Raw genomic sequence first — 25,235 nt, forward strand, 5'->3', positions numbered from 1 at the left:
CTCGTCAGAAGAAGGTGTGGACGAGGTCGACGACGCGTGGCCGTTCCGCGTCGGCGTCATCGACGACCGGGATCAACCGCCACTTGTCGAATGCGGTGCACGGATGCGACAGGCCGAGCCGCACCACGCTGCCGACCGGCAGATCACCGGCCGCGCTGCCCGGCAGCCGCAGGAAAGTGTGCTGATCATTCAGCGCACTGACATGTGCCGCCGGATTCAATGAATCTTCCGGTCCCGCAACGAATTGCGGGACCGGAAGCCCCTCATCGAATGGCAGATCGCGCTTACCGGCATCCAGCAGCGCGAGCTCTGCCTCGGGTCGCGAAACCGTCCGCGCCCACCCGTGCATCGCCGAGCGCAGCGGGCGCTCGCTGCGTGGCGCGGCCAGCGGCGAAATGCCCGCGTAGAAGCCGTCGTCGTGAATGATGTACGCACCGGAGCGCAGTACCACTGCGGTCGGAACACCTTGCTCATCGGCGAGTCCGGCCAGACATTCGACGACCAGATCGGGGAAGGCGCTGCCGCCCGCGGTGACGATCGCGTCTTCCGGATAGCGTCCGGCTGCGGCGAGTTCGCGGTGTAGGCGGGCGATTTCGTCCAGATAGTGCCGGACGGCGGCGATCCCGTCCGGGGTGCGATCGTGCGCGAGCGCACCCTCATAACCGCCGACTCCGGCCAGGGTCAGTCGTTCGGCGCGGCCGACCGCCTCGGCAATCGCATGCGCCTGCTCGACCGTGCGCGCGCCCGTACGCCCGTGCGGCCCACCGAGTTCGACGATCACCCGAATGCGCACATCACCTGTCAGGTGCTGCTCCATCAGCGCGACGGTCTCGACACTGTCGACCCAGCAATAGAATTCGAACTCCGGATCCCGCGCGGATTCCGCGGCGACCCAGCGCAATCCGACCGGATCGACGAGTGCATTGGCCAGCACGATCCGCCCGACTCCGAACGACCGGGCCACCTGCACCTGCCACACGGTGGCGAAGGTGATCCCCCAGCACCCGGCGGCCAACTGCTGCGCCCACAGCTGCGGGGCCATGGTGGTCTTCCCGTGCGGCGCCAGGCGCACACCCGCGGCCGCCGCCCAATCCGCCATTACCGCGACATTCGCCGCGACGGCCGCACGGTCGACGGTCAATACCGGGGTTTCGAACTCGTCGAGGTGCGGCGCGGAGTCCAGGAAGTCGCGAACCGTGCGGCCCCATGCCGCGGGTGGCAGACCCTTGTGCTCGGGCCCGAGCATCCGATCCGCCAGTGCGGCAACGGCTTTCTCATCGATAGCCATGACGCTCCTTCCCGCGGAATCGTGTCCGCCGAATCATACCTTCGCTGCATTGCATATTTTGCAACGCTTGTTGCGCATCGTGTTTTGTGTGGTTATTCTGCACTGGATGGCCGAGGGCCGCAAGGGCAGAAGGGAGATCGATGTGACGTGGCCTACTACGTCGCCCCGCCCGCGGGCGGTGACCATCGGTGAGGGGCTCGCCGTGCTGGTGGCGCGTCCCGGTCCGCTGGAGGATTCGGAGAACTTCGAGCGAACCGCGGGCGGCGCCGAGGCGAATGTGGCCACCGTGCTCACTCAGCTCGATGTGGACGCCGCGTGGATTTCCCGGGTCGGCGATGACGGATTCGGCCGTTATCTCACCGGACACCTCGCGGCACGCGGCGTGGATGTGTCGGCGGTTGTCACCGATCCCGCACGCCCGACCGCCGTCTATGTGAAGGAGCGCGGCAGCGGCTCGGGTAAGGCGACCGATCTGGCCGATGGAGCCAGCCGCATGCTGTACTACCGCACCGGCTCCGCTGCCAGCGCACTGTCCACCGCCGATCTGGCGGCGGCGGCCGGACTGCTCGAACGCACCGATCTCGTGCACTTCACCGGAATAACCACCGCGCTCTCGGCATCCGCGACCCGCCTCACGGAAACCCTCGTCGTACTTCCCCGCCGCGGCAAGCTGGTCAGCTTCGATCTGAATTACCGTCCGGCGCTGTGGGCGGGGCGTGTCGAGCAGGCTGCCGAGGTGCTGGCTCGTCATGTACGCGGCTGCGATGTGGTGTTCCTGGGCGCCGACGAGGCGGATGCGGTCTTCGGCACCGACGATGCCGATCGATTGCGCGCACTGTTCCCGGAGCCAGAACACTTGGTGGTCAAGAACAATGAGCATTCGGTGACCGGATTCTCCGGAACCGAGCGCGTCGAAGTGCCCGCGCTGGAACTCGAGATCACCGAGCGAATCGGTGCCGGTGATGCCTTCGCGGGCGGATATCTGGCCGCCCTGCTACACGGACGCCCGCTCGAGCAGCGACTGCGCTTCGGGCATCTGTGTGCCGCCGCCGCGCTGACCGGCACCGGCGATGTCGCGGAACTGCCTTCACCCGGTGCGCTGGAAGCATTGGCGATGCTCGACGAGTCCGCCTGGGGGCGTGTGCATTACAGCAGAGATGTCGTAGCAGAGAATGTGGCGTCATGAGCGAGCGTAGCGAGTGAACAATAGACACAGCCGAGCACTCGCTCGTGCCGGAGCCGAGCGTCAGCGAGGCGCAGGCATGAGCGAGCGTAGCGAGCGAACAATAGACACAGCCGAGCACTCGCTCGTGCCGGAGCCGAGCGTCAGCGAGGCGCAGGCATGAGCCAGAGTTTGTTGCGTGCCCTGACCATCCTGCTGTCGCTCGGGGAGGATGCGCGCTCGCTCGATCAGCTGGCCGGTGAACTCGGCGTGCACAAGTCGACGGTGCTGCGACTGCTGCAGACCATGGAATCGCAGCGCTTCGTCACCCATGACAGCCAGCACCAATACGTCCTCGGCTCCCGGATTTTCGAACTCGCCAACCGCGCCTTGGAACAGCGTGATGTTCGCACCCTCGCCCGCCCACATCTGGGCGCACTGAATTCCGCTACGGGACAGACGATTCACCTCGCCACCTACGAATCCGGCGACGCCATCTACATCGACAAATTCGACGCGATCCAGAGCGTGCGAATGTATTCCCGCATCGGCCGGCCCGCCCCGCTGCACTGCACGGCGGTCGGGAAGGTGCTCGTCGCCGCACAGCCGCGCACGGACTGGCGAACGATCGCCGAGCGCCTCGATTACCGCAAATTCACCGACCGCACCATCGGCACCCCGGAGCGCTATCTGGCGGAGCTGGAACTCGTTGCGGCACAGGGCTATGCGGAAGATCACGAGGAACACGAGAGCTTCGTCAACTGCATCGGCGTCCCGGTGCGCAATGGCACCGGGACGGTGGTCGCCGCGGTCTCGATGTCGGTGCCGGACATGCTGCTCGACCACGACCAGGTGTTGGCCGAACTGCCGCGGGTCCGCGCGGCGGCCGATGCCATTTCCGCCGAACTCGGCTGGACTCCCGGCCGCGCCCCCATGAAAGGCCAGTCATGAGTGAGAAGATCGCTGTCCGCACCACCGAGGCTCCCGCACCCGCGCACACCTTCTCCCAGGGCGTGCGCAAGGGCCCGTTCGTGCAGGTCTCGGGCCAGGGTCCGGTAGACCCGGCGACCAATGAATACCTTTTCCCCGGTGACGTTGCCGCCCAGACGATTCGGACGCTGCAGAATGTCAAGGCGATCGTCGAGGCGAGCGGCGCCACCTTCGACGATGTGGTGATGCTGCGCGTCTACCTGACCAAGCGCGAGGACTTCGCCGTCATGAACGACGCATACGGCGAGTTCGTCACCGCCAACACCAACGGCGACGTATTGCCGAGCCGCACAACAGTATTCACCGGCCTGCCGCGGGAGGAAATGCTGGTGGAGATCGATGCGGTCGCCATCGTGTCGGCGTAACTAGCCGGAGTTGCGCAGCGCGGTGGCGAGTCCGTTCATGGTCAGCAGGATGCCGCGTTTGACGAGTTCGGAATCGTCGCCCGCCCGCAGCCGTCGCAGCAACTCGACCTGCATCTGGTTCAGCGGCTCCAGATACGGGAAGCGGTTGTGGATCGACTCCGCCAGTGACGGGTTGTCGGCGAGCAGGTGATCATTGCCGGTGATCGCGGCATGCATGCGGATGGTGCGGGCGTGCTCGTCGCGGATCATCCCGAAGATGTGCTCGCGCAGGGCCACGTCGTCGACGAGTTCGGCGTACCTGGCCGCGATATCCAGATCGCTCTTGGCCATGACCTGGGCCAGATTCGACAGCACCGTCCGGAAGAACGGCCAGCGGCGATAGAGGTCCGACAGAATCGCCAAGCGGTTGGGATCGCCGCCGACCCACTCCTCCAACGCCGCACCGGTCCCGTACCAGCCCGGCAGCATGACGCGGGCCTGACTCCACGACATCACCCACGGAATGGCCCGCAGATCGCTCACCGAATTCGTCGGCTTGCGGGAGGCGGGGCGACTGCCGATATTCAGATCGCCGACCTCGGCGACCGGTGTGGACTGCCGGAAATACTCCACGAATCCGGGTGTTTCGTGTACGAGCCGCGCATAGGCCGCACGGGCGCGCGCCGCCAGATCGTCCATGAGGTCATAGGACGGCTCGGCATCGGGACCGAGCCCCTCCACATCGAGCAGCGTCGATTCCAGCGTGCCCGCGATCAACGACTCCAGATTGCGATGCGCCGCACCGGATTCCGCGTACTTGGCCGCGATCACCTCACCCTGCTCGGTCAACCGCAGCGAACCCCGCACGGCGCCGACGGGCTGGGCGAGAATGGCGTCATAGCTGCGCCCACCACCACGACCGACCGTGCCACCGCGACCGTGGAAGAGCCGCAAGCGAATTCCGGTCTTGCGCGCCACCTCCACCAGATCCAGCTCCGCCCGGTAGAGCGCCCAATTGGCGGCCAGATACCCACCGTCCTTATTGGAATCGGAGTATCCGAGCATTACCTCCTGCCGCATTCCCTTGGCGACCACCAGCTCTCGATACACCGGGACATCCAGCACCGCGGACAGGGTCGCCGCGCCGGCACCCAGATCCTCGATGGTCTCGAACAGCGGGACGATATTCACCGGGCAGCTCGGCGGCCCATCGGGCTCACCGGGATCGAGCAGCCCGCCCTCCTTCAACAGCAGCGCCGCCTCCAGCATGTCGCTTACCGAGGTGCACATGCTGATGATGTAGTTGGGAACCGCCTCGACGCCGAAGGTAACGACGACATCCCGTGCGGCACGGACGATATCGAGTTCCTTTGCGGCGAGTTCACTGAGCCGCGCATGCGGGCCGAGCAGCGGACGGCGGGTCAGCAACTCGGCGGCGAGCAATTCCACGCGCTCCGGCTCGGCGAGACTCGCGTAGTCCTGATGTACACCCGCCCAGGCCAGCAGCTCGGTGACGACCTGTTCGTGCACCTCCGAGTTCTGCCGCATATCCAGACCCTGCAGATGAAATCCGAACGTCTCGACGGCATGTCGCAGGGCGGCCAGCCGGTCGTCGGCGAGCAGACCGTCCCCGCTGGCCCGCATCGAGACGTCCACGGCGTCCAGGTCGTCGAGTACCGCCTGCGGGGTCGCGTACGCCGGTGCACCCAGATCCAGCCCATCCGCGGGCAATTCGCCGAGCGCGGCAAGTGCCGACGCCGACAGGCGCGCCCGAATCCGGTGCAGTGCACGGCGATACGGCTCATCCGAATGCGTCGCGGGATCCGGATAACCCGCCTCGGCCAGTTCGGCAACCTCGGGTGTCACCAGCACCAGCCGCGCCGATTGCGACAGCGACTTCTCCAGCTCCACCAGCTCGTGCAGATACCGCCCGAACGCCACCGCCGACGCCTGCGATGCCGCCTGACGCACGACATCTGCTGTCACATAAGGGTTTCCGTCACGATCGCCGCCGATCCACGAGCCAGGGCGCAGGATCGGCCGCGGCAGCAATTCCGCGCCCGGCCATCGGGACCGCAGCGCCGCCCGTACCTCCGCATTGATCGCCGGGATAACGTCGAACAGCGTGATGTCGTAGTAGCGCAGTCCGACCGCGATCTCGTCCTGAATCCGCAAGCGCTGCAATCGAATCAGTGCCGTGCGCCACAGCGAGAGCACCTGCCGGCGGATCCGCAGCTCCAGGTCCGCACGGGCCCGCTCGGTTTCGGTGTAGCGCTGCCGCAATCGCATCAACTCGGTGATGCGGGTCTGCACATCGAAGACGGTGCGGCGCCGGGTTTCGGTCGGATGTGCGGTGATCACCGGCGATACCAGGGCGTCGGCGAGCAGATCGGCGACCTCGGCGCCGTCGAGGGCCGCCGCGTCCAGTTTGCGGTAGGTCGCCGCCAGTGAGGAATCCTGCGGCGGCTCCCCCGCCGCCTCATGCGCCGTGCGCCGGCGATCGCGCTGGATATCCTCGGCCAGATTCGCCAGCAGCACGAAATAGGTGAACGCGCGGATCAGCGGCAGCGCGACCGCTATCTCGACGCCGTCCAGCATCTCCGCCACCGCGCTGCGCTCGACCTCCTCGCGCCGCACCCGGAACGCCTCGATCCGCACCCGCTCGATCAGGTCGAAGACCTCGGGGCCCTCGTGATCGCGGATGGTGTCGCCGAGGACGCCGCCCAGGAAGCGGATGTCGTCGCGCAGTGGCCGGGTCGCGTCCTGTTCGGTCTCGATCCGCGCTTGGGTCATGATTTCGACCCTAGTGCCCGGTGCCACACCATTGGCGGTGACATTCGCCTCGGAGCGGTTCGTGCCGATGCCGATGGGCCTCGGCATCGGCGAGTGCGGCGAATCATCCGAGCAGCTGGGAGAACCGCAGGTGGTTGCCCCACGGATCGCGGAAACCGCAGTCGCGGACGCCGTACGGCTGGGTGATCGGCTCCTGATCGACATCGACACCAGCGGCGCGCAGCCGGGCGAAGGTGTCGTCGACGGCCTCGGTGGTGAAGATCAGGGTGCCCTGCGCACCGTTGGCCAGCCGGGCCTCGGCGGCCGCGCGAGCGGCCTCGTTCGGGTTCATCTCCGGATTCTCCAGGATGAATTCGATACCCGGCTGGGACGCCGGTCCGACGGTCAGCCAGCGACCGCCCGGAAACGGCATATCCTGGCGGACCTCGAAGCCGATGACATCGCAGTAGAACTCCAGCGCCTTGTCCTGGTCGCCGACCAGCACCGCGACGTGGGTGAGAGTGAAATCCTTGCCGTTGCTCATTTGATATCTCCTGGTGTCGAGCGGTATCACCAGCAAAGACGGCGAGTGCGTCCCGAATTCATCGGTGATCCCCCGCCCGTGTACCGAGTGTGCGGCTTCCACAAGAGGTGCGCCGACGAGTCGGCGCAGGGGCGGTTGCCGCCGCGACACACGCTTCGCGGCGGCGTTCGGTGCTATCGGCGAGCCGTGTCGCGGGGCATAGCAGCGGACCCGCCCGCGCGGCCTCGGCGTTGACCTCCGTCTCCGAGTTCGCGATATCGGATCGAGCGGCGGCAGATCGACGTGGGCTAGCCCACGGGCGCCGCGCTACGTGGTCAGACGACCTCGCGGGTGTGTAGTTGGGGTGTGGACAGGCGCTGGACGAGCACCTGTTCGAGTAGCGCGACGAGCACTTCCTTGACCGAATCCCGTTTTCGTGCATCACATTCCAGGATCGGGATCCAGTCGTCGAGTTCGAGGGCCTCGCGCACCTCGTCGAGTTCGAAGTGCTCCGCCTGTTCGAAACGGTTGACCACCACCACGAATGGAGTGTTGTGCTCTTCGAAGTAGTCCAGCACCGGGTAGCAGTCCTCGACTCGGCCGGTGTCCACCACGATGACCGCGCCGAGTGCGCCGTCGACCAGGTCGTCCCAGAGGAATACGAAGCGGTCCTGGCCCGGGGTGCCGAAGAGGTAGAGGATCAGCGAGCTGTCCAGGGTGATGCGGCCGAAGTCGAGTGCGACGGTGGTCTCGGTCTTGTCCGCGCGTCGACCGGGATCGTCCACGCCGATGGCGACCTCGGTCATTGCCGCCTCGGTCTCCAGCGGTTCGATCTCGGAGATCGCACCGATGAAAGTTGTTTTGCCGACACCGAATCCGCCGCTGATCACGATCTTGACCGAAGACGGCATCGGCCGCTCGGCCGGTGGTGTCCGATATTCAGAGTGCCCGTACAAGGTCCCTGATCCTCTCGATGGCTGCGGTGGAAAGTTCGGGGGCGTCCCGAACCGAAACATGGCCGGCGGCCGCGAGATCGCTGACGATCACCTTCGCGACACCGACCGGAACATGCAGCGCCGTCCCGATTTCGGCGATGGAGTGCGGTTGCTGGCACAGCCGAACGACGGTGCGCTGTTCGAAGTGCAGCGGCGCCGACAGCGCGGCCGGTGTTGCCCGCACCAGTGTCTCGATGCGCAGCCCGTCGATCAACGGCGTCGTGCGTCCGGCCGTAACGACGAAGGGGCGCACAAAGCGGTCGTCGTGGACCTGGCCGGCCGGACTGCGCCTCGGCGGCTGATTCGCTCCGAACCATCCGAACGATTGGTGCACCGGGATCATCCGCGGGTCTGGCAGCCGCGGCCGGTCTGGATCTCTCATCTGCGCAACGACTCTCGCAATTCCGAGATCAGCCCCGGATCGAGCAGCGCACCGGCGCGTTCGGCCAGCACCGCCATCTCGTAGCCGACCAGACCGACATCGCAACCGCCGTCGGCGATGACGCCGAGGCAGCTGCCATCACCGAGCGCGGAGACCAGTAGGAAACCGCGCTTCATTTCGATCATGATCAGCTTCAAACCATCGAATGCGTAACTACGCGAAGCACTTCGGGCCAAGCTGGACAGACCGGACACCATGGCGGCGAGTCGATCGGCACCGGTGCGGTCCAGCCCCTCGGACATGGCGATGAGCAGACCGTCGGAGGAGACGGCGACGGTGTCGCGGACGCCGTCGGTATTGCGGACGAAGTTGGCCAGCATCCAGTTGAAGGTGTGCGGGTCCGCTGTCTGTACGTGGGTCGTCACCGAATCTCCTCTGCGGTAGTGGACGAAGCCGAGGTTTGCGCCAAATCCGTGGCGCGCGGGATGTTCTCGGAAGGCAACGGCTGCGGTGCACTCGAAACGCCGCGCTCGTGTCCGGCTCGGAACGACGAGAGCATGCTGCGGATTTCGGCGGGTGAGCGTTGCACAACCGGAGCGCTGGGCGGCTTCGGGGTCAGAGCCCTTGGTGCGCTGTCGCTTCCGATATCAGCTGCGCGTGCTCCCTTGTTGCGCTTGACCAACCCGTTCTTGGTTCGCTGCACAGCGGCGGGCGCGGCATCGAATTCCGCTGCCGCCGTCTCCATTTCGGGAATCTGCCACAACGAACCGTTCGCCGAGGACGGGACGGGTGGCTGGGACGCATCGGTCGCGGGTACGAAGTCGGTCGGGCGATCGGTCAGGGATCCGCTGACAGCTGGCAAGCCGCTCAGAGATCCGCCGACACCCTCGCTGCCTGTTCCATCAGCTCTGGGCAGACCCGTCAGCGATCCATTGACCCCGGACGCGGCCCTGTCGCCCCTTGGTACGGCTCCATCGCCCCCGGCTCCGGTGGATGCGACACCGTCGCCGGAATCGACCGGCGTGGAAACGAAGTGGGCGAGCGGCGCGGGTCCCGGTATCCGCGACGCGAATCCCGGTCGTGAATGCGCGGGTCCACCGGTCCTCGGTCGACGAGGCGCGACGCCCGCAACGGATCCCCCGGGAGCACCGACAAGCCCGGCCGCGGCCGAGTCGATATGCCCGTGCGCAACCGGCACCGCGCCAGCAGGCCCCGAAGCCGCCTCGCCCCGGTCCCCCGCCGTGGGTGCACGCCGATCCTTCTCTCCCGCAATCATTCCCACGGGCAACAGCAACCGCGCGACGATCCCGCTGACCGGCGACACATTCAACTCGACATCGATCCCGAGCCGCCGCGCCAACCGACCGACCACGTAGTGCCCCAGATACCGCGTCGAAGCGACAATGAAATCGGTCTCCCCGCGCAGCCGGGCGTTTGCCTCCGCCAACTGGTCCACCGGCATCCCGACACCGTGATCCACCACGGCAATCAGATATCCATTCGGCAGCTTGCGCCCGTAGATCTCCACCTCCATATCCGGCGGGGAGAAGGCCAATCCGTTCTCGATCAGCTCGGCGAGCATGTGTGCGAGTTCGCTGACCACCGCGCCGGTCACGGCGATATCGTCCACCCGCCGCAGCACCACCCGGCGATAGTCGTCGACTTCCGACAATCCGGCCCGGATCACATCGGTGAGCGCGATCGGTTCGGCCCAGCGCCGCGGACTCGCCGAACCGACCAGCACCAGCAGACTTTCGGCATTGCGCCGCATGCGAGTGGCGAGGTGATCGAGCTCGAACAGATTGGACAGTGCCTTGGGGTCGAGTTCCTCGCGTTCGAATTCACTGATCAGGCCGAGCTGGCGACGCACCAGATTCTGGTTGCGCCGCGCCAGATTCGCCATCGATTCGGTGGTATTGCGACGGACCAGCGCCTGCGCCGAAGCCAATTCGAAGGCGGTGGTCTGCACACCGTCCAATGCCCCCGCTACGGCGGCGATTTCGGCACTCGCACCGCGCGGCGTCCGCACCGGGGCGGGCGGATCCGGTTGCGCGTCATCGGATGCCTGCCAGGCCGCGATCACCTCGGGCAGCCGGTGATTGGCGACATCATCGGCCTCTGCCGCCAGTGCGGCGAGCGGACGCACGATGGCGCGCACACTGGCGAAGACCAATGCCATCTCGGCGGTGATGGCGATCAGCGCCGCGAGCAGGAAGCCGCCGAGCGTCAGGAACGCATCCTTGCGCAGCGCCTCCGCGCGCCGCTGCACATCCTCACCGACTGCCTGCTGCACCTTGCGCTGCTCATCGATGAGTGCCGTCATCTGCGCCCACCAGATACTCGGATCCACCGAACGCACCAGCGGACCGCTGCTCGACGCGATCGCGATTCGCTCCGATTCGCCTGCCCTGACGGCATTTTCACTCCGCAGCGCCGCATCGAGTCGGTCCTGCTGTGCCGCGGTCGCGTCGCGCGCGAAGGCGGTCAGTCCGGCCATCTTGGCGGCGCGGATATCGAGGAACTCGACATACTCGCCATTGCGGAATTCATCGGCCGCGAAGACGCCGTTGAGGAATCCGCGCTCTTTGGCCGTCTGCTCCTTGGCCTCCCCGAGTGCATACAGCGCCTCTAGGCCGTGCCGAACCTGCGCGTCGCGCGCCTGATCGAGCCCGAGCGTCAGACGATTCAGCGCGGAGATGCCGTCGGTATAGAACTGAAAGGCAGCCTGCCTGCTGGTGCGGTGGGCGTCGACCTGCGCGCGGGTCGCGTCGAGCGCGTCGAATTGTCCGAGCGCCGAGCGCACCTGGGCCGCGCCGGGCGCATTCCCGGCCGCCGCCGCCTCGAGTGCGCGCATGGCCCGATCGGTCTCGACCCGCTGATCGGACACGGTTTGAACTAAGCGGGTATCGCCGCCGAGCAGGCCATTGCTGAGCCCGCGTTCGCGCTGCGCCTCCTGCACCAGATCTTGTACGGCCAGCGCGAGCGAAACCGCGTGCACAGTGTCACCGCTCTCACGGAACGCCTTGACTTCCCGGGCGACCGTCACGCCGAGCAGCCCCAGCACCAAAGCCAATGAGACGACGAGGATTCGGGCCAACTGCCCCCGAATCGTGCGCGGTCGCACTATTCTGTTCCCGGCAACCTGGCGTTCACTTCCGGGATCGGCAGTCATATCCGGTGTGCCACCGGATTTTTCCGACCTTTGACGTAAACGCACCACCCTGCTCCTCCGACGGCCATGCCGTGACCGCTCCACCCCGAGCGCACGGAAAGTCACGCAGCAGCCTGCTCCAGGGGTATGGCACTGTCAATGCGAAACCCGGACAAAACGGACATCGGACGCATTTGTATACACGCTGGTAATCCAGCGTTTTCGCGGTATCGATCCGCTCACACCGCACCGCGAGACAGTGTGACGTGACGGCCGTCGCACGCGGCCACGCCGAGGAATCGGTGTGCGTGATTCTGCACCGAATCCTCGGAGCACGCCTCCATCGCGACCACCAATACCGGGAATACCGTTTGATAAGGTCAAGATCTTCAGATAGTCGCAGGTGGAGAGGGTGGGGATGGCGCACCGTTGGAAGTTGATGCTGCTCGCGGCGGCTGTCCTGCCGGGGTTGGTCGCGTGCGGGAGTTCGACGAGCGGTAGTCCGAGTGCGAGCAGTTCGACGAGCGCCGCGTCGGTGCAGCTGTTCGATCCGTGCACTGGGATCCCGGATGGTGCGCTTACCGCCGCGGGCGTGGACCCGGCGACCAAGGAAAGTGGGATCGCGGGCGTTCATCAGTCGGGTTGGGAAATCTGCAACTGGAAAGGGCCGAAGTACTACGTCACCGTCTTCTCGACCGGACGCACCGTCGCGGAGTTCGAGCACAAAGAAGGCAACGTCGACTTCCAGGATGTCACGGTCGCAGGGCGCAAGGGCCGGCAGTTCAAGGTCGCCGGCGCTTCCAAGGACCTGGGCTGCGATGTCCTCTTTCCTGCGGCTCAGGGCGTCCTCCAGCTTCGGGTCCTGAACAAGGCGTCCTTGGACAACCCCGAGGACCCGTGCAAGGAGCTCTACCGGATCGGTGGCGTGATCGTGCCGGTCCTACCGCAGTAATCGAGGAGGGGGTATGCCATGAGCGATGCTGAACTCGCGCAGTGGACACGTTTCGCCGCGCAGGCGCGGTCTGGAGAGCTCTATCTGGACAGCGAAGAGGCGGCTAAGCAGTGTCTAGCCGCATGCGACAAACGTCTAGAAGACCTGAACGACATGCTCAATTTGTCGGTAAACGCCCAAAACGTATCCGGCTTCGGCGATTTCCGCATGGCCGACGATCTGGTCAAGATGTTCAAGGGCCAAGCCACCGGCGAAAACAACTCGATCGACGCGATCATCCGCGAACACATCGAGGTCGTCAAAGACATGGGTCAAATAATGGCCCTATCGATCAAACGCATTACCGGACAAGACGTCACCAACTCGATTCACTTCAATACCAACACGGAATCAACGGGCAGCTGAACCACAGGCCCGCCGCTCTCTTGTCATCGATCATAGCCCCCTGAATACTCCTGGGGCGTAATCACTTTCGCCCAGCCTTGAGCCGCACCGTATCCCAACCTGGGCTTACGCTCCCGATCGCGGTCGTCCTCGAACCAGACGCGCCGTGTTGCGATCGATGCTGTCGAGCACGGCACTGGATACCTCCGAAAGATATTGCGACGGCGGGTTTTTGAAACGCCAGATGGCCGGGTGCGGCGTTGCGAATTCGGCACCGCAAGGGGTGGTTGAGCGGAAGCGAATGGTCGGCCGACCCGACTGTCTGGCGCATAGCCAGTAAAACACCAAAGCGGGTACGGTGGGGGCGCTCCAATTCGATTCAGCCCGAATCGAATTCGTTCCGAACAGGCTGACTATTCCATCTAGCTTGACATGACCGTGAGTAACGCTAACGAAAGGGTGGGTGGCATTACTTTGTCGACCGAATCGAACTACACGACTCTGCCGCGTCGCGTGCTCGGACGACGGCTGCGGGATCTGCGCGAGAAGCGCAGCCTGAGCCGAGCGCGGGCCGCCCAAGAATGCGAGATGGGCTCGCAAACGCTGTGGCGCTTGGAATCTGGGCGTTGCAGTGAAGTCAAGAAAATGGTCGTCAATGCGCTGTGCGACCTTTATCGAGCCAATGACGACGATCGAGGGGCACTGCTGTGGCTCGCCCAGGAGTCCCGGAAAGATGGTTGGTGGCAGTCTTACGCCGACGCCATCATCCCAGATCGCGAAATGTTCGTCGGACTAGAGCAATCCGCCAGCCGAGCCATCTCGCGGCAGTCGACTCTAGTGCCCGGTCTGCTGCAAACGTCGGATTACCGGCGCGCCGTATGGGAGGCGGAGGGCGAACCGGTGGACATCGAACGTGATATCGATATGGTCGCGAAGCGTCAAGAGCGTCTTCACGATTCGGAGAATTTTACATTCGAAGCACTGCTGAGCGAGTCCGTGTTGCGTCAACGCGTCGGGAGCACCGAGGTCATGGCCGGTCAGCTGAGCCAGCTTATCGAGATCGGCAAGCTGCCGAATGTGTCGATTCGGGTCGTCCCGTTCAATGCGCCCAATCACCTGGGACTGGTCGCAAAGGATTTCGTGTATCTGGAGTTTCCCGAGCATTTGAATCCGGCCCTCACCGAGCCACCCGTTGTCTACGTGGAGGGCTTCACTGGCATGCTGTTCCTGGACAAGCCCAGCGAGACCGCGCGCTATCGGACGGCATGCTCCTCTATCCAGCGCGTAGCGTTGAGCGAGCACGACACTCGACGCCTCGTCGAGGCGATCGCGAAGGAGTATGCAGAGTGAACATCGCCCCGTCCGAAGCCAGATGGTTCAAGAGCAGCCGCAGCACAAGCGGATCGGATTGCATCGAGGTCGCATACCTCGACAAGGGCAGGGTCGGCGTGCGTGACTCGAAGAACCCGACCGGCCCTGCGCTCGTCTTCACTCCCACCGAGTGGGACGCCTTCACCGCCGGCATTCAGAACGGCGAGTTCAACCGTCCCTCCTAGCGGCACCCTCTGAAAGCGGTTCACCAGCCTCGGTTCGACACAACGAACCGGGGCTATGTCATTATCGGACGTCGAGACATCCGACGAATCCGGTTGCAGCACAGCCCGTTTGCGTTGCCGACCGATTGCCGAACACTATGATGTTCGAACGGCTACTCAGCGCTGCCGCAGTCCGCGACCTGACTTGTTCACCGCCGGTGGGAATTCAACGGTGTCGGTTTCATGGCATTGTCGACGCGAAATGTCACGGCCTCCAATGCAGGCCAACCGTCGATTGGGTTTAGAGCATGGATTTGCGCGAGTCGGTTTTGCGAGGTCGCCGAGGTTACCGGCGGATTGCGTCTGTCGCCGCGGCCGTAGCGGTCGCGATCGCGCCGCTGTTCGTCGTCGCACCGGAGGCGAACGCGGATGCCACCGTCGAGCGAATCGAGCGAACCTCGCCGCAGCAATGGCAGATGTACGTCCACTCCCCCGCCATGAAGCGGACCATTCACCTCGATGTGCTGGTGCCCGCGAACCAGTCGGCATCCCGGCCGACCTTGCTGCTGCTGGACGGAAACGGTGCGTCGGAATCCCAGCCGGCGAGCACCTGGACGCTGCGCGGCGGCGCCAAGGAGTTCTTCGCCGATAAACCGGTCAATGTGGTGATGCCGGTGGGCGGCGGCGGAACCTACTACACCGACTGGTTGCAGGACGATCCCAAAATCGGACACCAGAAGTGGGAGACCTTCCTTACCTCGGAACTGCCGCCGCTGATCGACCGTGAACTGAAAGGCAACGGGGTCTACGCCGTCGGCGGACTTTCGATGGGAGCGGGAGCGGCGGCAATTCTCGCCGTGCGGCACCCCGATATGTTCCGAGCCCTGGCAGCCTTCAGCGGTTGCTACTCCACCGACGGTGTCGGACAGCTGTCGGTGCGCCCCGTCGTCGAATCGAAGGGCGGGAACCCGGACAACATGTGGGGTACAGCGGGCAACCCGGAGTGGGCGGCGCACGATCCGAGCAAACACCTCGACACGCTGCGCGGCAAACCGGTCCACCTGTACGTGGGCACCGGCGTGCCCGGCCCCGACGATGCCCCGTTCGACGATCGCTGGTCGTGGCCCAACGACCCGCTCCGGGCGAACGAGATCGAACAGGTATCGCACGACTGCACCCTCGCCCTCTCGCCCGCCATGAAACTCTTCGGCGCCGACCTTTCCATCGACTACGCCGCCGTCGGCGTCCACTCGTGGCCGTACTGGAAGACCGCACTCCCCAAATCCTGGCCGGCCCTGAAATCGGGCCTCGGCGTATAAGAGGCCGCCCACATGCGGTTGCTGCGGGTGCCGGCGGCCGGCACCAATGCGCAGCATCGCAGTCCTGGATCGGGTTATCGCGCCGCCCGGCGATCGGCTGGGCAGATCGGCGTGCGTAGTAAAAATCGCGCTAGCGGAACAAGCGAGATATCCGTAACCGGGGAATAGAGGGGCTGTGGGCTGGGTTACACACGCTAGCCGTGGTTTGTGTGCGGCGGAATCCAGTGCGACGGCGGGAGATTGGATGAGCGTGCGAGCCGTATGGAACGGCACGGTGTTGGCCGAGAGCGATGACACCGTGGTAGTCGAGGGCAATCATTACTTTCCGGCGGAGTCGCTGAAGACGGAGTACTTCCGGGACAGCGATGCGCATACCGTGTGCGGGTGGAAGGGGCTCGCGTCCTATTACACGGTCGAGGTCGAGGGTGCGAAGAATCCGGATGCCGCGTGGTACTACCCGGATCCGAAGCCGGAGGCCGAGCAGGTGCGCGATCGAGTCGCATTCTGGAAGGGCGTCGACATCGTCGAGGTGTAGTCCGCTCGGGGAGTCGGCGCGCAGAGGTGGCGGGTTCCGGGTAAGAACGATGGCATGCGACATCCGGCCAGTCCGATCCTCAATGCGCTGACCTTCATGCCCGATCGGCAGATCGTGCAGACGCCGTCGGTCCTGGAGATGGACTACACCGAATTGTCCATCCGCACGGCCGACGGCGAGACGCTGCAGGGTTGGTGGCTGCCTGCCGTCCGCTCGATCGGACACGTCCTGTTCGCACACGGCAATGCGGGCAATATCGGCGACCGGGTGCCGATCTACGCGCTGCTCACCCAAATCGGTTTGGACGTACTGACTTTCGACTACCGCGGCTATGGCCGAAGCACCGGGCGCCCCACCGAGCACGGCACCTACCTCGACGCCCACGCGGCCCGCGGGGTGCTGCTGGAACAGCCTGGCGTCGATCCGGATCGAGTGCTCTACCTCGGAAAATCGCTCGGCGGCGGCGTACTGCTCGAACTGGCGACCGAGCATCCGCCCACCGGACTGATTCTGATGTCCACGTTCACCGGACTGCGTGATGCGGCCCGCTCGGTATATCCCTTCCTACCCAGCCCGTTCGTCCCGGACGCCTATCCGAGCCTGCGCCGCATCCGCAAACTGCGCGCACCCGTCTTGATCATGCACGGCGACCGGGACGAACTCCTGCCGCTGCGACATGCCGAGCGGCTGTATGCGGCCGCGCCCGAGCCGAAGCGATTGGTGGTCTTTCCCGGTGGGGGTCACAACGATCTGATCATGTCGACCGGGGTCTCCTGGCCGGATTTGATCCGCTCCTGGGCGGGTGATCTGCTCACCCCCTGATCGCTGCGTAGCCTGGCGATATGAGCGATTTGGGTGAGATCACCGCGCGGCTCGCGGCACTGTCCGATGACGAACTCTTGGCGGTACTCGGTACCGTGACCGCGGGACGGCCTCGGCTCTCGTGGGTGCACAGCGCGGTCGTGGATGCCACCGGACTCGGTCATGCGAGTTCCGAGGGGACTGTGAGTCCCACCACCGCAACGCCGCAGGCGCATGACCAAGAGCCGAGCGTCGGCACATCCGGGCAGGTCGGAGGCCTTTCTCCGGTACCAGCGGTACCGGTACCGCCGACCGGTATCCCATCCGGACCCGAGGTGGGCGGATATTCGCCCGGCGGCGTACCTACTTTCGAGTCAGTTCGCGATAAGGTCGAGCAGCGCTTCGGTACCGCGCAGGGGATGGGCGAACTCGACCGGCAGACTCCCGCGGGCCGCAGCACCGACGAACAATGGGAGGCGCGCGAGAAAGCGGCGCGCGAGCGTCTGGCTCAGATACGGAAATCGTTGCACGGCAATGACGTCGAATCGAACGATCCGTAAGCTGACCGAGCGCGACGGACTACGAATGTGATGGTGATATTCGATGAGCGAGCCGCGTGAGATCGCCGAACGGCTACTCGATGCTCAGGTGGAATTCCTGCTGGCCGAGGTGAGCGGCGAGCGCTTCACCGAGGTCGTCGCCCGTGACGTGGAATCGGTGATCGGGGTGGCCGACACCCTGGTCTTCCGCGATATCGTCGGCGTCGACCAGGCCAAGGAGACGGTTCGCACCGTCATCGACCTGATCGGCGGCAGTCCGGTCATCGCGGACATGGTCGGAGTATTCGCCGACTCGATCTACGACAATATCGCCGCCAACAACGACTACACGCTGGGCCAGGTGGTCGAACGCGAACCGGTCGAGGCGCTGCTGGAGAAGATCTTCGGCATGCACCAGGCGCAGGAGCGCATCCTGGAGCGGCTCACCGAGAGCCCGCTGGTCGCCACCGTCGCCTCGAAGTTCGTAGATAAGCTCATCTCCGATTTCATGGACGCGAATAAGCAGATCGCGGGCAAGATTCCGGGTGTCTCCTCGCTGATCTCCATGGGACAGTCGGCGGCCAAGACCGCCAAGAAGGCGACCGAGAGCACCTTCATCGGCGATATGGCGGGCAAGGGCGCGGTATTCGCGCTCAAGCGCACCAACAATGCCATTCGGGAGATGTTGCGCGACGCTCCGGTGCACGATGCCGCGATGGAGTTCTGGGATCTGCACGCCGATGAGCCGGTGAGCGGTCTGCGGGACTACCTGACCCAGAAAGATCTGAACGAACTGGTGCTGCTCTGCTACGAGATCGCGGTCACCACCAGGGAGAAGGAGTATTTCGGGCTGCTCGTCGACGAGTGCGTGGATGTCTTCTTCACCAAGTACGGCGATTACACACTGGCCGCGATGCTGCCGGAACTCGGCCTGTCCGGCGACGATATCGCCACCGAGATCCTGCGCTACGGTCCCGCGGTGATCGAGGGCGCGAAGCAAAACGGCGTGTTGGGCAAGCTGATTCGCGAACGACTGGAGCCGTTCTACACCTCGGATGTGGTGCTGACAATCCTGGGCGAGGCCATCAGCTGATCCAACGTGCCCACGCCCGGGCGTGGGCACTCAGCGAGCGAGATGATCGCCGTTGCGGACCTCTTCGACTGTGCGGCTGATCATTTCGCGCAGTGTTGCGATGATGCGCTGCCGATCGGTCGGCTTCACGATGACGGTGCGACTGCCGAAACTGACATAGCGCCCGTCATTTTCGAAATCGGTGATCTGGAAGTCCTTACGGCCCTTGGTATGCCGATTATCCACGCTGCCGAGCGGGTAGACGCCGACATGCACGGTAGCCGCGGTCGGGCGACGGAAGAACTTGTCGAACTCCTCGCGCACCGTCGGACGCCACGCATCGCGCACCACCGGCGGCGGCTTCTCCAATTCCTCGACCGGTACCTGCATCGGTTTGCCTTGTCCCGGACGGGTTTCCGGCAATACATCGACCACGGCGGGGACCAGATCATCGGCCGACAGAAACAGCAGTTCCACATCCCCGCCGTGCTCGTGATCGGGCCCCGGCTCCTGGATCGCCAATGCGCCGTGCTGGAAATGCACGCCACCGTGTGCGCGGATCTTCCGCTCGTTGCGCGGACCGTGGAACCCCGCGACCTCCACGCGCGCCTCCGGCGCCAGCAGCACCTCGACGGCCCGCACCAGATCGTCATCCAACTGCGGGACCACCACCTGCGCGGCGCCCCGGCGCAGCCGATCCGAATCCTCTCGGAAGACCTCGGTGGAACGGTGCCGCAGCGGATACGGGAGCACATCCCGCCCGGTCGACTCCCAGAGCACTCGGAATTCGAGCGCGGTGAAACGCCACCGCCGCGCGGTTGTCATGCGGTCTTCCTATCTTCCGGCTATCACTCGCCGATGACCGGCGGGACCGTCTTCGGCACGCTGTCGAGCCCGGTGAGTTCTTCGCCGTTGTGCTGGTTGATCAAGTAATCGGGGATACCCTTGCCGGACTCGTTCTCGTCCTTGCCGCCGCGATTGCCGGGTGAACCCATGCCGGACATACCGTTGCGGCCCGTAGTCGAGGCGGTGGTCGTGGCCGCTGCGGCGGAGGTGGCGGTGCCGGTGGGTGTGCCGGTGACGGTGCGGCCTGGGGACTGGTTGGTCGTGCCGGGAGTGCCGCTCGGGCTGCCCGAGTGGGTCGCGGAACCCGTTGTCGTCGACGACGGGTTCGTCGCGGTGGTATCCGGCTTCGTTGTCGTCGGCTCGGTGCCGGTGGCGGTCGAAGGTGTCGTCGAACCATCCGTCGACTGAGTATTCGACGGATCGGTGGACTGGCCTTCCTCGGTGCTCGTGGGCTCCTGCTTTCCCGTCGGCTGGGTACCGCCTGCGGAAGTACCTGGCTGGTTGCCGCCGGGGCTGTAACCCGGTCCCCCAGTCGGGGTTTCGCCCGGCTTGGCGGTGGGGTTATCGGGTTTCGGGATGACCGGGACGTTGGTGTCGGTCTCCTCGATCACCGGTGCGTACACCGTGCTCAGTACGCGCACCGCCTCGGCGTGTGCGGTGCTCTCGGCCTCATCGTTATCGCGCCAGCCGCGGCCCGCTATCCAGTGCCGGGCGTTGTCGACATTCGACCGTAGGTCGGGAGCATGGGGCACAAGGGCTTTGGTCGGCTCCAGGCCGGTTTTGAGTTCGGCGACCTTGCTGCCGGTCAGCTTGGCGGCATTGGCGAGCTGCACGGCCTGGGTGCTGTAGTCGCCGACGGCCTTGGCGACAGCGTCGCGCGACGCACCTTTCCAGATACTGTCGTCGGTCGCGCGCTTCATCGCGTCGTTGAAGGTATTCAACGAGGTCTCAGCGCGTTTGCCGATTTCATTCCAGGCGGTGGACAGATTGTCGACGGCGGTGATGTCGATCTTGTCGACCTTTTCACGCAGTTGGGAGGTCGACGGCGTATCGAAGTCGTCGCGGCTCCGCACCGAACGCGGTCGGTACCCACCGTGGAAGCCGATGCCGTTGGCGGTGCTGCGAACACCGTCGCGCTGCTGGTTGTACTTGGTCTGCACGGTGGCCGGATCGACGCCCGGTTGTCGCTCCTCGCCCGCGATCCAGTCGGTCAGACTTTCGAGCATTGCGGATCCGAGATCGCCTGCGCTCCAGTTGAACATGCCGAATCCCATGGATCAACCGCCCATCGATCGCAGCATCAACGTCACTCGGTGCGCCATCCCCACCCTCTCGACCGTCCGGAGGTCCTTACCATATCAAACGGTATCCCCGGGCCGCCGTGCACCGAAATCGTCTCCGCGCAGCGCATCAGGACCCAACGAAGTACCGTCCGATGCCCGAGCCGCGCGCGACACGACGACTACGGCAACCGGCGGTCACGAGTGAAACTCGTCCATGCGCCGACCCGCGCAGTGCTGCCCCGGGCGACAATGCAGCCGCACAGCACCGCTCCCACAGAGTCGGTAACCGGCGGTCGCGAGCGACACCCACCGATTCCTGACCGGCCAACGCAGTAATGCCCTGCACCGCAACGCAAATCGGCCCCGACGGCATGCGTGCCGCCGGGGCCGATGTCAGCCGACTATCCCCGCAGCACCGCACCGACCGCGTCGGCGGCCACCGCGACGGCGGAGTCGCGCGCCGCACTCGCCTCGTCCTCGGTGAGCGTCCGGTCGCCGGCGCGGAATCGCAGTGCGTAGGTGAGCGACTTGCGTCCCTCCCCGGCCTGCGCACCCTCGTACACGTCGAACAGGGCGATATCCTCGAGCAACGCACCGCCGCCGGTGCGCAGCGCCGATTCCACCGCGGCGGCGGGCACGGTCTTCGCGACGCTCACCGAAACGTCTTGGAGGACGGCCGGGAACGGGGAAACCACTGGGACGGGCCGGGACTCGCGCAGCGGCAGGGCATCGAGATCGAGTTCGACGGCGCAGGTGCGCGGCGGCAGACCCGCCCGCTCCAGAACGGCCGGATGCAGTTCACCCGCATGCCCGATGACCTGACCATCGACCACCAGCTCTGCGCACCGCCCCGGATGCCACGGCAGGTGGACCGCTGGACGACGCTCGATGGTCACGCCCGCCGCATCGGCGACGGCATCGGCGAGCGCGAAGGCATCGGCGGCCTCCACCGGACGCCCGGCACCCCACGGCCCACGCGGTTCCCGCCGACCCGTCAGCACCGCGCCGATGTGCACCGGCTGGGCGGGCAGCGAATCGAGCAGTTCCTCGATCTGCGCGTCGGTCGGACGTCGATCCACCGGCAGCGCCGCCACCGCGCGCACATTCGGACCGGGCAGCACCACCTGCGCGATTCCGAAGATCGCGAGATCGCGCGCACCACGAGAGATATTGCGCGCGGCCACTTCCAGCAGCCCCGGCAGCAGCGTGGTCGCCAATTCCGCGCGCTCCACATCGAGCGGGTTCAGCACCCGCGTGGTGTCGCGGCGCGGATCGTCGGCGTCCAGACCCCAGATATCGAAAACCCCGGCGGCGAGGAACAGCGGCGGCAGCACCTCGACGCATCCGGTGAAGGCCAGCGCCCGGCTCACCGCGCGACGGCGGCGCTGCGCGGCGGTCAGCCCACGCCCGGCCGGTGCGGTCGGAATGACCGACGGAATCTGCTCCAGCCCCTCCAGCCGCAGCACCTCTTCGACGAGGTCGGCGGGCTGGGCCAGGTCGGGCCGCCAGCTCGGCGGCGTGACGACGAGCTGTCCGTGCCCAGTAGCCTCGTTGACGCCCACCTCGACCGTGCAGCCGATCTGCGCGAGCCGACGTGCCGAGGTACCGGTCGAATAGACCACGCCCGCCACCCGATCGGCGAGATCGATATCGATCCGGATCGGCGACGTGGCGGGCAGCGGCACCCGAACATCGGTGAGCGCGGATTCCACAGTGCCACCGGCGATTTCGGCCAGCAGCGTGGCCGCGCGATCGAGCGCGGCGACATTGATCTCCGGATCGACGACGCGCTCGTAACGCTTACCGGCCTCGGAGACCAGCTTGTGCCTGCGCGCGGTCCGATAGACCAGCAGCGGATTCCAGGTGGCTGCCTCGAGCACGATGTCGGTCGACTCCGCTCCGACTTCCGTTGTCGCACCGCCCATTACGCCCGCGAGGGAGACCACGCCGGAATCGTCGGCGATCACCACATCCTCGGCATCGAGCACCCGCTCGACCTCGTCCAACGTGCGCAGCGTCTCGCCCTTATCGGCCGTGCGCACGACGAGACCGCCGTTGAGCTTGGCCGCATCGAAGGCGTGCAGCGGCTGGCCGAGCTCGAGCATCACATAGTTGGTGACATCGACCGCGGGTGAAATCGGGCGCACACCCGACAGCAGCAGCCGACGCTGTAACCACCAGGGACTCACCGCATTCGGGTCGATACCGGTGACCCGGCGCACCGCGAAACGGGTGCACTTGGACTCCGGCTCGAGCCGGACCGACCACGCGTCCTGCTCGTCATCGGGCAGTGTCCGCACCGCCGGATCCGCGTATTCGAGATCGAATCCGCACGCCAGCTCGCGCGCCAGACCGCGGGTCGAGAAGCAGTACCCGCGATCAGGCGTGATGTTCAGCTCGATGACCGTATCGTCGAGCCCCAGCAGCTCATTGGCGTCGGTGCCCGGTTCGGCGGTACCCGGCTCGAGCACCAGAATCCCCGAATGATCCTTGCCGATACCGAGTTCGGCCACCGAGCAGATCATGCCGTTGGACACATGCCCGTAGGTTTTGCGCGAGGAGATCTGGAATCCGCCGGGCAGCACCCCGCCCGGCAGCACCACGACCACCAGGTCGCCGACGGCGAAGTTCGTTGCGCCGCAGACGATCTCCTGCAACTCCGGGTTGCCCACGTCCACCTTGCAGAACCGGATCGGCTTCTTGAACTCGGTCAGCTCGGTGATCTCGGCGACGCGACCGACCACCAGCGGCTTATCGATATCACCGCTCACCCGCTGGAGCTTGTCGACCTCTTCGACCTCCAGCCCGACGCGGACGAATCCGGCATCGAGCTCCTCCGGCGTCACCGACCAGTCGGGAGTGGTCCGCCGCAGGATTTCGGTCAGCCAGGACTGCGCTACTCGCACTTGACGTTTCGCTCTCTCGATCGAAGGTTCGTTGGAATCGACAAGCTCAGGACCGGATACCGAAGGGCAGCGTGAAACGCACGTCGCCCTCCACGATGTCCCGCATGTCCGGGATGCCGTTGCGGAACTGCAGCGTCCGCTCCAGCCCCATACCGAACGCGAACCCGCTGTACACCTCGGGATCGATCCCGCTGGCGATCAGCACCTTCGGGTTCACCATGCCGCAGCCGCCCCATTCGACCCAGCCCGCGCCGCCCTTCTTGTCCGGGAACCACACGTCGACCTCGGCCGAGGGCTCGGTGAACGGAAAGTAGTTGGGACGCATGCGCGTCCGGGTATCCGGCCCGAACAGGGCCCGCGCGAACGCGTCCAAGGTGCCGCGCAGATGCGCCATGGTCAGCCCCTTGTCCACTGCCAGTCCCTCCACCTGGGAGAAGACCGGGGTGTGGGTGGCGTCGAGCTCATCGGTGCGGAAAGTCCGACCGGGACACACCACATAGATCGGCAGTTCGCGCTCGAGCAGCGAACGCACCTGAACCGGCGAGGTATGCGTGCGCAGCACCTGTCGTGAACCTTCAGGCGCGATATGGAAGGTGTCCTGCATCGTGCGGGCCGGATGGTCGGGCAGGAAATTCAGCGCGTCGAAGTTGAAGTGCTCGGTCTCGACCTCGGGTCCCTCGGCCACCTCCCACCCCATCGCGACGAAGACATCGGCGATCTGCTCGGAGATAACCGTGATCGGATGCCGTGCCCCGACGGCGTTCCGGCGCGCGGGCAGCGTCACATCGATCGTCTCGGCGACCAGCACGGCCGCGTCGCGCTCGGCGAGCAGGACCGTGCGGCGCGATTCGAAAGCCTCCGATACCCGCGCCCGCGCGACGTTCACGCGCTTACCCGCGTCGGCCTTCTCCGACTTCGGCAGGCTGCCGAGCGCGCGCTGTGCCAAGGCCAGCGGCGCCTTACCGCCGAGATGCTCGGTCTTGGCGACCGCGAGCGCATCGAGATCGGCGGCCGCCGCAAACGCCTTCTCGGCCTCTGCCGCGGCGGCGGCCAATGCCTCCTCGCTCAGCGCTGCGTTCTCGACTCCATCGTTGTCGTCGGCCACGATCGTTCGTCTCTCCCCTGGGGATCGGTTCGCGGGTCCGCGTAATTGCCTACCCACATTGCTGCTGGTCGAATCGTATTCGATGCACGATGGCCGATTCATCCGGATTACCGGTGTGGCGCTTGCCGAAAGTGTGCCAGCGCACTTGTCGCGCGGTTCTCGCAGGCCAGATTGCACGTCCACCGCGGTGCACCCGGGAACTGGGACACCTTGCCGACAAGTCGCGAGCTGCGGACGGGCGCATTTCCGTGCCGGAGCGTGCGCGGCAGGTTCTCTCGCGGCGGCGGCCCGGTGCCATCGACCGGTGCGCGGCGCGGATCGCACCGGGCAGCGGCATACCCGCACGGTGAC

General features: G+C 65.6%; 23 protein-coding genes. 12 read left to right on the plus strand and 11 right to left on the minus strand.

Going from position 1 to position 25,235, the window contains the following annotated elements:
* Positions 1-4 precede the first annotated feature (4 nt).
* Positions 5-1,288, minus strand: coding sequence for an amino acid deaminase (locus ACIBW7_RS37485; RefSeq protein ID WP_397054919.1), 1,284 nt, complete (start codon positions 1,286-1,288; stop codon positions 5-7).
* An 88-nt stretch (positions 1,289-1,376) separates the two neighbouring features.
* On the opposite strand from ACIBW7_RS37485, the gene ACIBW7_RS37490 reads away from it, so the two are divergent.
* The 3 genes from ACIBW7_RS37490 to ACIBW7_RS37500 all read left to right on the plus strand — a co-directional run bounded on the left by ACIBW7_RS37490 (position 1,377) and on the right by ACIBW7_RS37500 (position 3,805).
* The gene (locus ACIBW7_RS37490) at positions 1,377-2,474 is read left to right on the plus strand and encodes a sugar kinase (RefSeq protein WP_397054921.1); all 1,098 of its coding nucleotides are present in this window, start codon (positions 1,377-1,379) and stop codon (positions 2,472-2,474) included.
* Between the two features lie 156 nt (positions 2,475-2,630).
* Positions 2,631-3,401 carry an IclR family transcriptional regulator gene (locus ACIBW7_RS37495; protein WP_397054923.1) on the plus strand — a complete coding sequence of 257 codons (771 nt, stop codon included), beginning with the start codon at positions 2,631-2,633 and terminating at the stop codon, positions 3,399-3,401.
* The gene (locus tag ACIBW7_RS37500) at positions 3,398-3,805 is read left to right on the plus strand and encodes a RidA family protein (RefSeq protein WP_397054925.1); all 408 of its coding nucleotides are present in this window, start codon (positions 3,398-3,400) and stop codon (positions 3,803-3,805) included. Before ACIBW7_RS37495 ends, ACIBW7_RS37500 begins: the two co-directional genes overlap by 4 nt.
* On the opposite strand, the gene ppc is transcribed toward ACIBW7_RS37500, so the two are convergent.
* From ppc to ACIBW7_RS37530, 6 genes are all read right to left on the minus strand, one after another.
* A complete protein-coding gene (ppc, locus tag ACIBW7_RS37505) occupies positions 3,806-6,577 on the minus strand; it encodes a phosphoenolpyruvate carboxylase (RefSeq protein ID WP_397054927.1) in 2,772 nt (923 codons plus the stop codon).
* Positions 6,578-6,680: 103 nt separating this feature from the next.
* Positions 6,681-7,100 carry a VOC family protein gene (locus tag ACIBW7_RS37510; RefSeq protein WP_397054929.1) on the minus strand — a complete coding sequence of 140 codons (420 nt, stop codon included), beginning with the start codon at positions 7,098-7,100 and terminating at the stop codon, positions 6,681-6,683.
* Between the two features lie 314 nt (positions 7,101-7,414).
* Entirely contained in the window at positions 7,415-7,969 is a 555-nt protein-coding gene (locus ACIBW7_RS37515; RefSeq protein WP_397055128.1) for a GTP-binding protein, read from the minus strand.
* 49 nt (positions 7,970-8,018) lie between these two features.
* On the minus strand, positions 8,019-8,417 hold the full coding sequence (locus ACIBW7_RS37520; RefSeq protein WP_397055130.1) for a DUF742 domain-containing protein: 399 nt from the start codon (positions 8,415-8,417) through the stop codon (positions 8,019-8,021).
* A gap of 35 nt (positions 8,418-8,452) precedes the next feature.
* Positions 8,453-8,836: a roadblock/LC7 domain-containing protein gene (locus ACIBW7_RS37525; protein WP_397055132.1), complete on the minus strand. Its 384-nt coding sequence runs from the start codon at positions 8,834-8,836 to the stop codon at positions 8,453-8,455.
* Positions 8,837-8,877: 41 nt separating this feature from the next.
* On the minus strand, positions 8,878-11,580 hold the full coding sequence (locus ACIBW7_RS37530) for a nitrate- and nitrite sensing domain-containing protein (protein ID WP_397054931.1): 2,703 nt from the start codon (positions 11,578-11,580) through the stop codon (positions 8,878-8,880).
* 445 nt (positions 11,581-12,025) lie between these two features.
* On the opposite strand from ACIBW7_RS37530, the gene ACIBW7_RS37535 reads away from it, so the two are divergent.
* The 9 genes from ACIBW7_RS37535 (at position 12,026) to ACIBW7_RS37575 (ending at position 18,765) form a co-directional block, all read left to right on the plus strand.
* Complete coding sequence (locus ACIBW7_RS37535) at positions 12,026-12,559, plus strand: DUF3558 domain-containing protein (protein ID WP_397055134.1); 534 nt, start codon at positions 12,026-12,028, stop codon at positions 12,557-12,559.
* Between the two features lie 18 nt (positions 12,560-12,577).
* Positions 12,578-12,964: a hypothetical protein gene (locus ACIBW7_RS37540; protein WP_397054933.1), complete on the plus strand. Its 387-nt coding sequence runs from the start codon at positions 12,578-12,580 to the stop codon at positions 12,962-12,964.
* A 411-nt stretch (positions 12,965-13,375) separates the two neighbouring features.
* Positions 13,376-14,293: a helix-turn-helix domain-containing protein gene (locus ACIBW7_RS37545; protein ID WP_397054935.1), complete on the plus strand. Its 918-nt coding sequence runs from the start codon at positions 13,376-13,378 to the stop codon at positions 14,291-14,293.
* Positions 14,290-14,499: a DUF397 domain-containing protein gene (locus ACIBW7_RS37550; RefSeq protein WP_397054937.1), complete on the plus strand. Its 210-nt coding sequence runs from the start codon at positions 14,290-14,292 to the stop codon at positions 14,497-14,499. Before ACIBW7_RS37545 ends, ACIBW7_RS37550 begins: the two co-directional genes overlap by 4 nt.
* Before the next feature lie 287 nt (positions 14,500-14,786).
* Positions 14,787-15,797, plus strand: coding sequence for an alpha/beta hydrolase (locus ACIBW7_RS37555; RefSeq protein WP_397054939.1), 1,011 nt, complete (start codon positions 14,787-14,789; stop codon positions 15,795-15,797).
* Positions 15,798-16,041: 244 nt separating this feature from the next.
* Complete coding sequence (locus ACIBW7_RS37560) at positions 16,042-16,332, plus strand: DUF427 domain-containing protein (RefSeq protein ID WP_397054941.1); 291 nt, start codon at positions 16,042-16,044, stop codon at positions 16,330-16,332.
* 54 nt (positions 16,333-16,386) lie between these two features.
* Positions 16,387-17,154: an alpha/beta hydrolase gene (locus ACIBW7_RS37565; protein WP_397054943.1), complete on the plus strand. Its 768-nt coding sequence runs from the start codon at positions 16,387-16,389 to the stop codon at positions 17,152-17,154.
* Between the two features lie 20 nt (positions 17,155-17,174).
* Positions 17,175-17,693, plus strand: a complete 519-nt coding sequence (locus ACIBW7_RS37570; RefSeq protein WP_397054945.1) for a PspA/IM30 family protein — start codon at positions 17,175-17,177, stop codon at positions 17,691-17,693.
* Positions 17,694-17,736: 43 nt separating this feature from the next.
* Positions 17,737-18,765, plus strand: coding sequence for a hypothetical protein (locus tag ACIBW7_RS37575; protein WP_397054947.1), 1,029 nt, complete (start codon positions 17,737-17,739; stop codon positions 18,763-18,765).
* A gap of 30 nt (positions 18,766-18,795) precedes the next feature.
* Here ACIBW7_RS37575 and ACIBW7_RS37580 read toward each other — a convergent pair whose 3' ends face one another.
* The 4 genes from ACIBW7_RS37580 to pheS all read right to left on the minus strand — a co-directional run bounded on the left by ACIBW7_RS37580 (position 18,796) and on the right by pheS (position 24,884).
* Positions 18,796-19,569, minus strand: coding sequence for an ESX secretion-associated protein EspG (locus ACIBW7_RS37580; protein WP_397054949.1), 774 nt, complete (start codon positions 19,567-19,569; stop codon positions 18,796-18,798).
* Positions 19,570-19,592: 23 nt separating this feature from the next.
* A complete protein-coding gene (locus tag ACIBW7_RS37585) occupies positions 19,593-20,852 on the minus strand; it encodes a hypothetical protein (RefSeq protein ID WP_397054951.1) in 1,260 nt (419 codons plus the stop codon).
* 422 nt (positions 20,853-21,274) lie between these two features.
* Entirely contained in the window at positions 21,275-23,779 is a 2,505-nt protein-coding gene (gene pheT / locus ACIBW7_RS37590; protein WP_397054953.1) for a phenylalanine--tRNA ligase subunit beta, read from the minus strand.
* A gap of 46 nt (positions 23,780-23,825) precedes the next feature.
* Positions 23,826-24,884, minus strand: coding sequence for a phenylalanine--tRNA ligase subunit alpha (pheS, locus tag ACIBW7_RS37595; RefSeq protein ID WP_397054955.1), 1,059 nt, complete (start codon positions 24,882-24,884; stop codon positions 23,826-23,828).
* Between the last annotated feature and the right edge of the window lie 351 nt (positions 24,885-25,235).

The sequence above is a fragment of the Nocardia sp. NPDC049526 genome, from assembly GCF_044465765.1.
GTDB lineage: Bacteria > Actinomycetota > Actinomycetes > Mycobacteriales > Mycobacteriaceae > Nocardia.

What these genes read in the sequence shown, in the direction of transcription:
- ACIBW7_RS37535 (WP_397055134.1), top strand. Translation starts at nt 12,026, where the DNA reads ATGGCGCACCGTTGGAAGTTGATGCTGCTCGCGGCGGCTGTCCTGCCG.
- ACIBW7_RS37525 (WP_397055132.1), bottom strand. Translation starts at nt 8,836, where the DNA reads ATGCTGGCCAACTTCGTCCGCAATACCGACGGCGTCCGCGACACCGTC.
- ACIBW7_RS37575 (WP_397054947.1), top strand. Translation starts at nt 17,737, where the DNA reads ATGAGCGAGCCGCGTGAGATCGCCGAACGGCTACTCGATGCTCAGGTG.
- ACIBW7_RS37485 (WP_397054919.1), bottom strand. Translation starts at nt 1,288, where the DNA reads ATGGCTATCGATGAGAAAGCCGTTGCCGCACTGGCGGATCGGATGCTC.
- ACIBW7_RS37500 (WP_397054925.1), top strand. Translation starts at nt 3,398, where the DNA reads ATGAGTGAGAAGATCGCTGTCCGCACCACCGAGGCTCCCGCACCCGCG.
- ACIBW7_RS37565 (WP_397054943.1), top strand. Translation starts at nt 16,387, where the DNA reads ATGCGACATCCGGCCAGTCCGATCCTCAATGCGCTGACCTTCATGCCC.
- ACIBW7_RS37570 (WP_397054945.1), top strand. Translation starts at nt 17,175, where the DNA reads ATGAGCGATTTGGGTGAGATCACCGCGCGGCTCGCGGCACTGTCCGAT.
- ACIBW7_RS37555 (WP_397054939.1), top strand. Translation starts at nt 14,787, where the DNA reads ATGGATTTGCGCGAGTCGGTTTTGCGAGGTCGCCGAGGTTACCGGCGG.
- ACIBW7_RS37545 (WP_397054935.1), top strand. Translation starts at nt 13,376, where the DNA reads ATGACCGTGAGTAACGCTAACGAAAGGGTGGGTGGCATTACTTTGTCG.
- ppc (WP_397054927.1), bottom strand. Translation starts at nt 6,577, where the DNA reads ATGACCCAAGCGCGGATCGAGACCGAACAGGACGCGACCCGGCCACTG.
- ACIBW7_RS37540 (WP_397054933.1), top strand. Translation starts at nt 12,578, where the DNA reads ATGAGCGATGCTGAACTCGCGCAGTGGACACGTTTCGCCGCGCAGGCG.
- ACIBW7_RS37585 (WP_397054951.1), bottom strand. Translation starts at nt 20,852, where the DNA reads ATGTTCAACTGGAGCGCAGGCGATCTCGGATCCGCAATGCTCGAAAGT.
- ACIBW7_RS37520 (WP_397055130.1), bottom strand. Translation starts at nt 8,417, where the DNA reads ATGATCCCGGTGCACCAATCGTTCGGATGGTTCGGAGCGAATCAGCCG.
- ACIBW7_RS37510 (WP_397054929.1), bottom strand. Translation starts at nt 7,100, where the DNA reads ATGAGCAACGGCAAGGATTTCACTCTCACCCACGTCGCGGTGCTGGTC.
- ACIBW7_RS37580 (WP_397054949.1), bottom strand. Translation starts at nt 19,569, where the DNA reads ATGACAACCGCGCGGCGGTGGCGTTTCACCGCGCTCGAATTCCGAGTG.
- ACIBW7_RS37560 (WP_397054941.1), top strand. Translation starts at nt 16,042, where the DNA reads ATGAGCGTGCGAGCCGTATGGAACGGCACGGTGTTGGCCGAGAGCGAT.
- ACIBW7_RS37495 (WP_397054923.1), top strand. Translation starts at nt 2,631, where the DNA reads ATGAGCCAGAGTTTGTTGCGTGCCCTGACCATCCTGCTGTCGCTCGGG.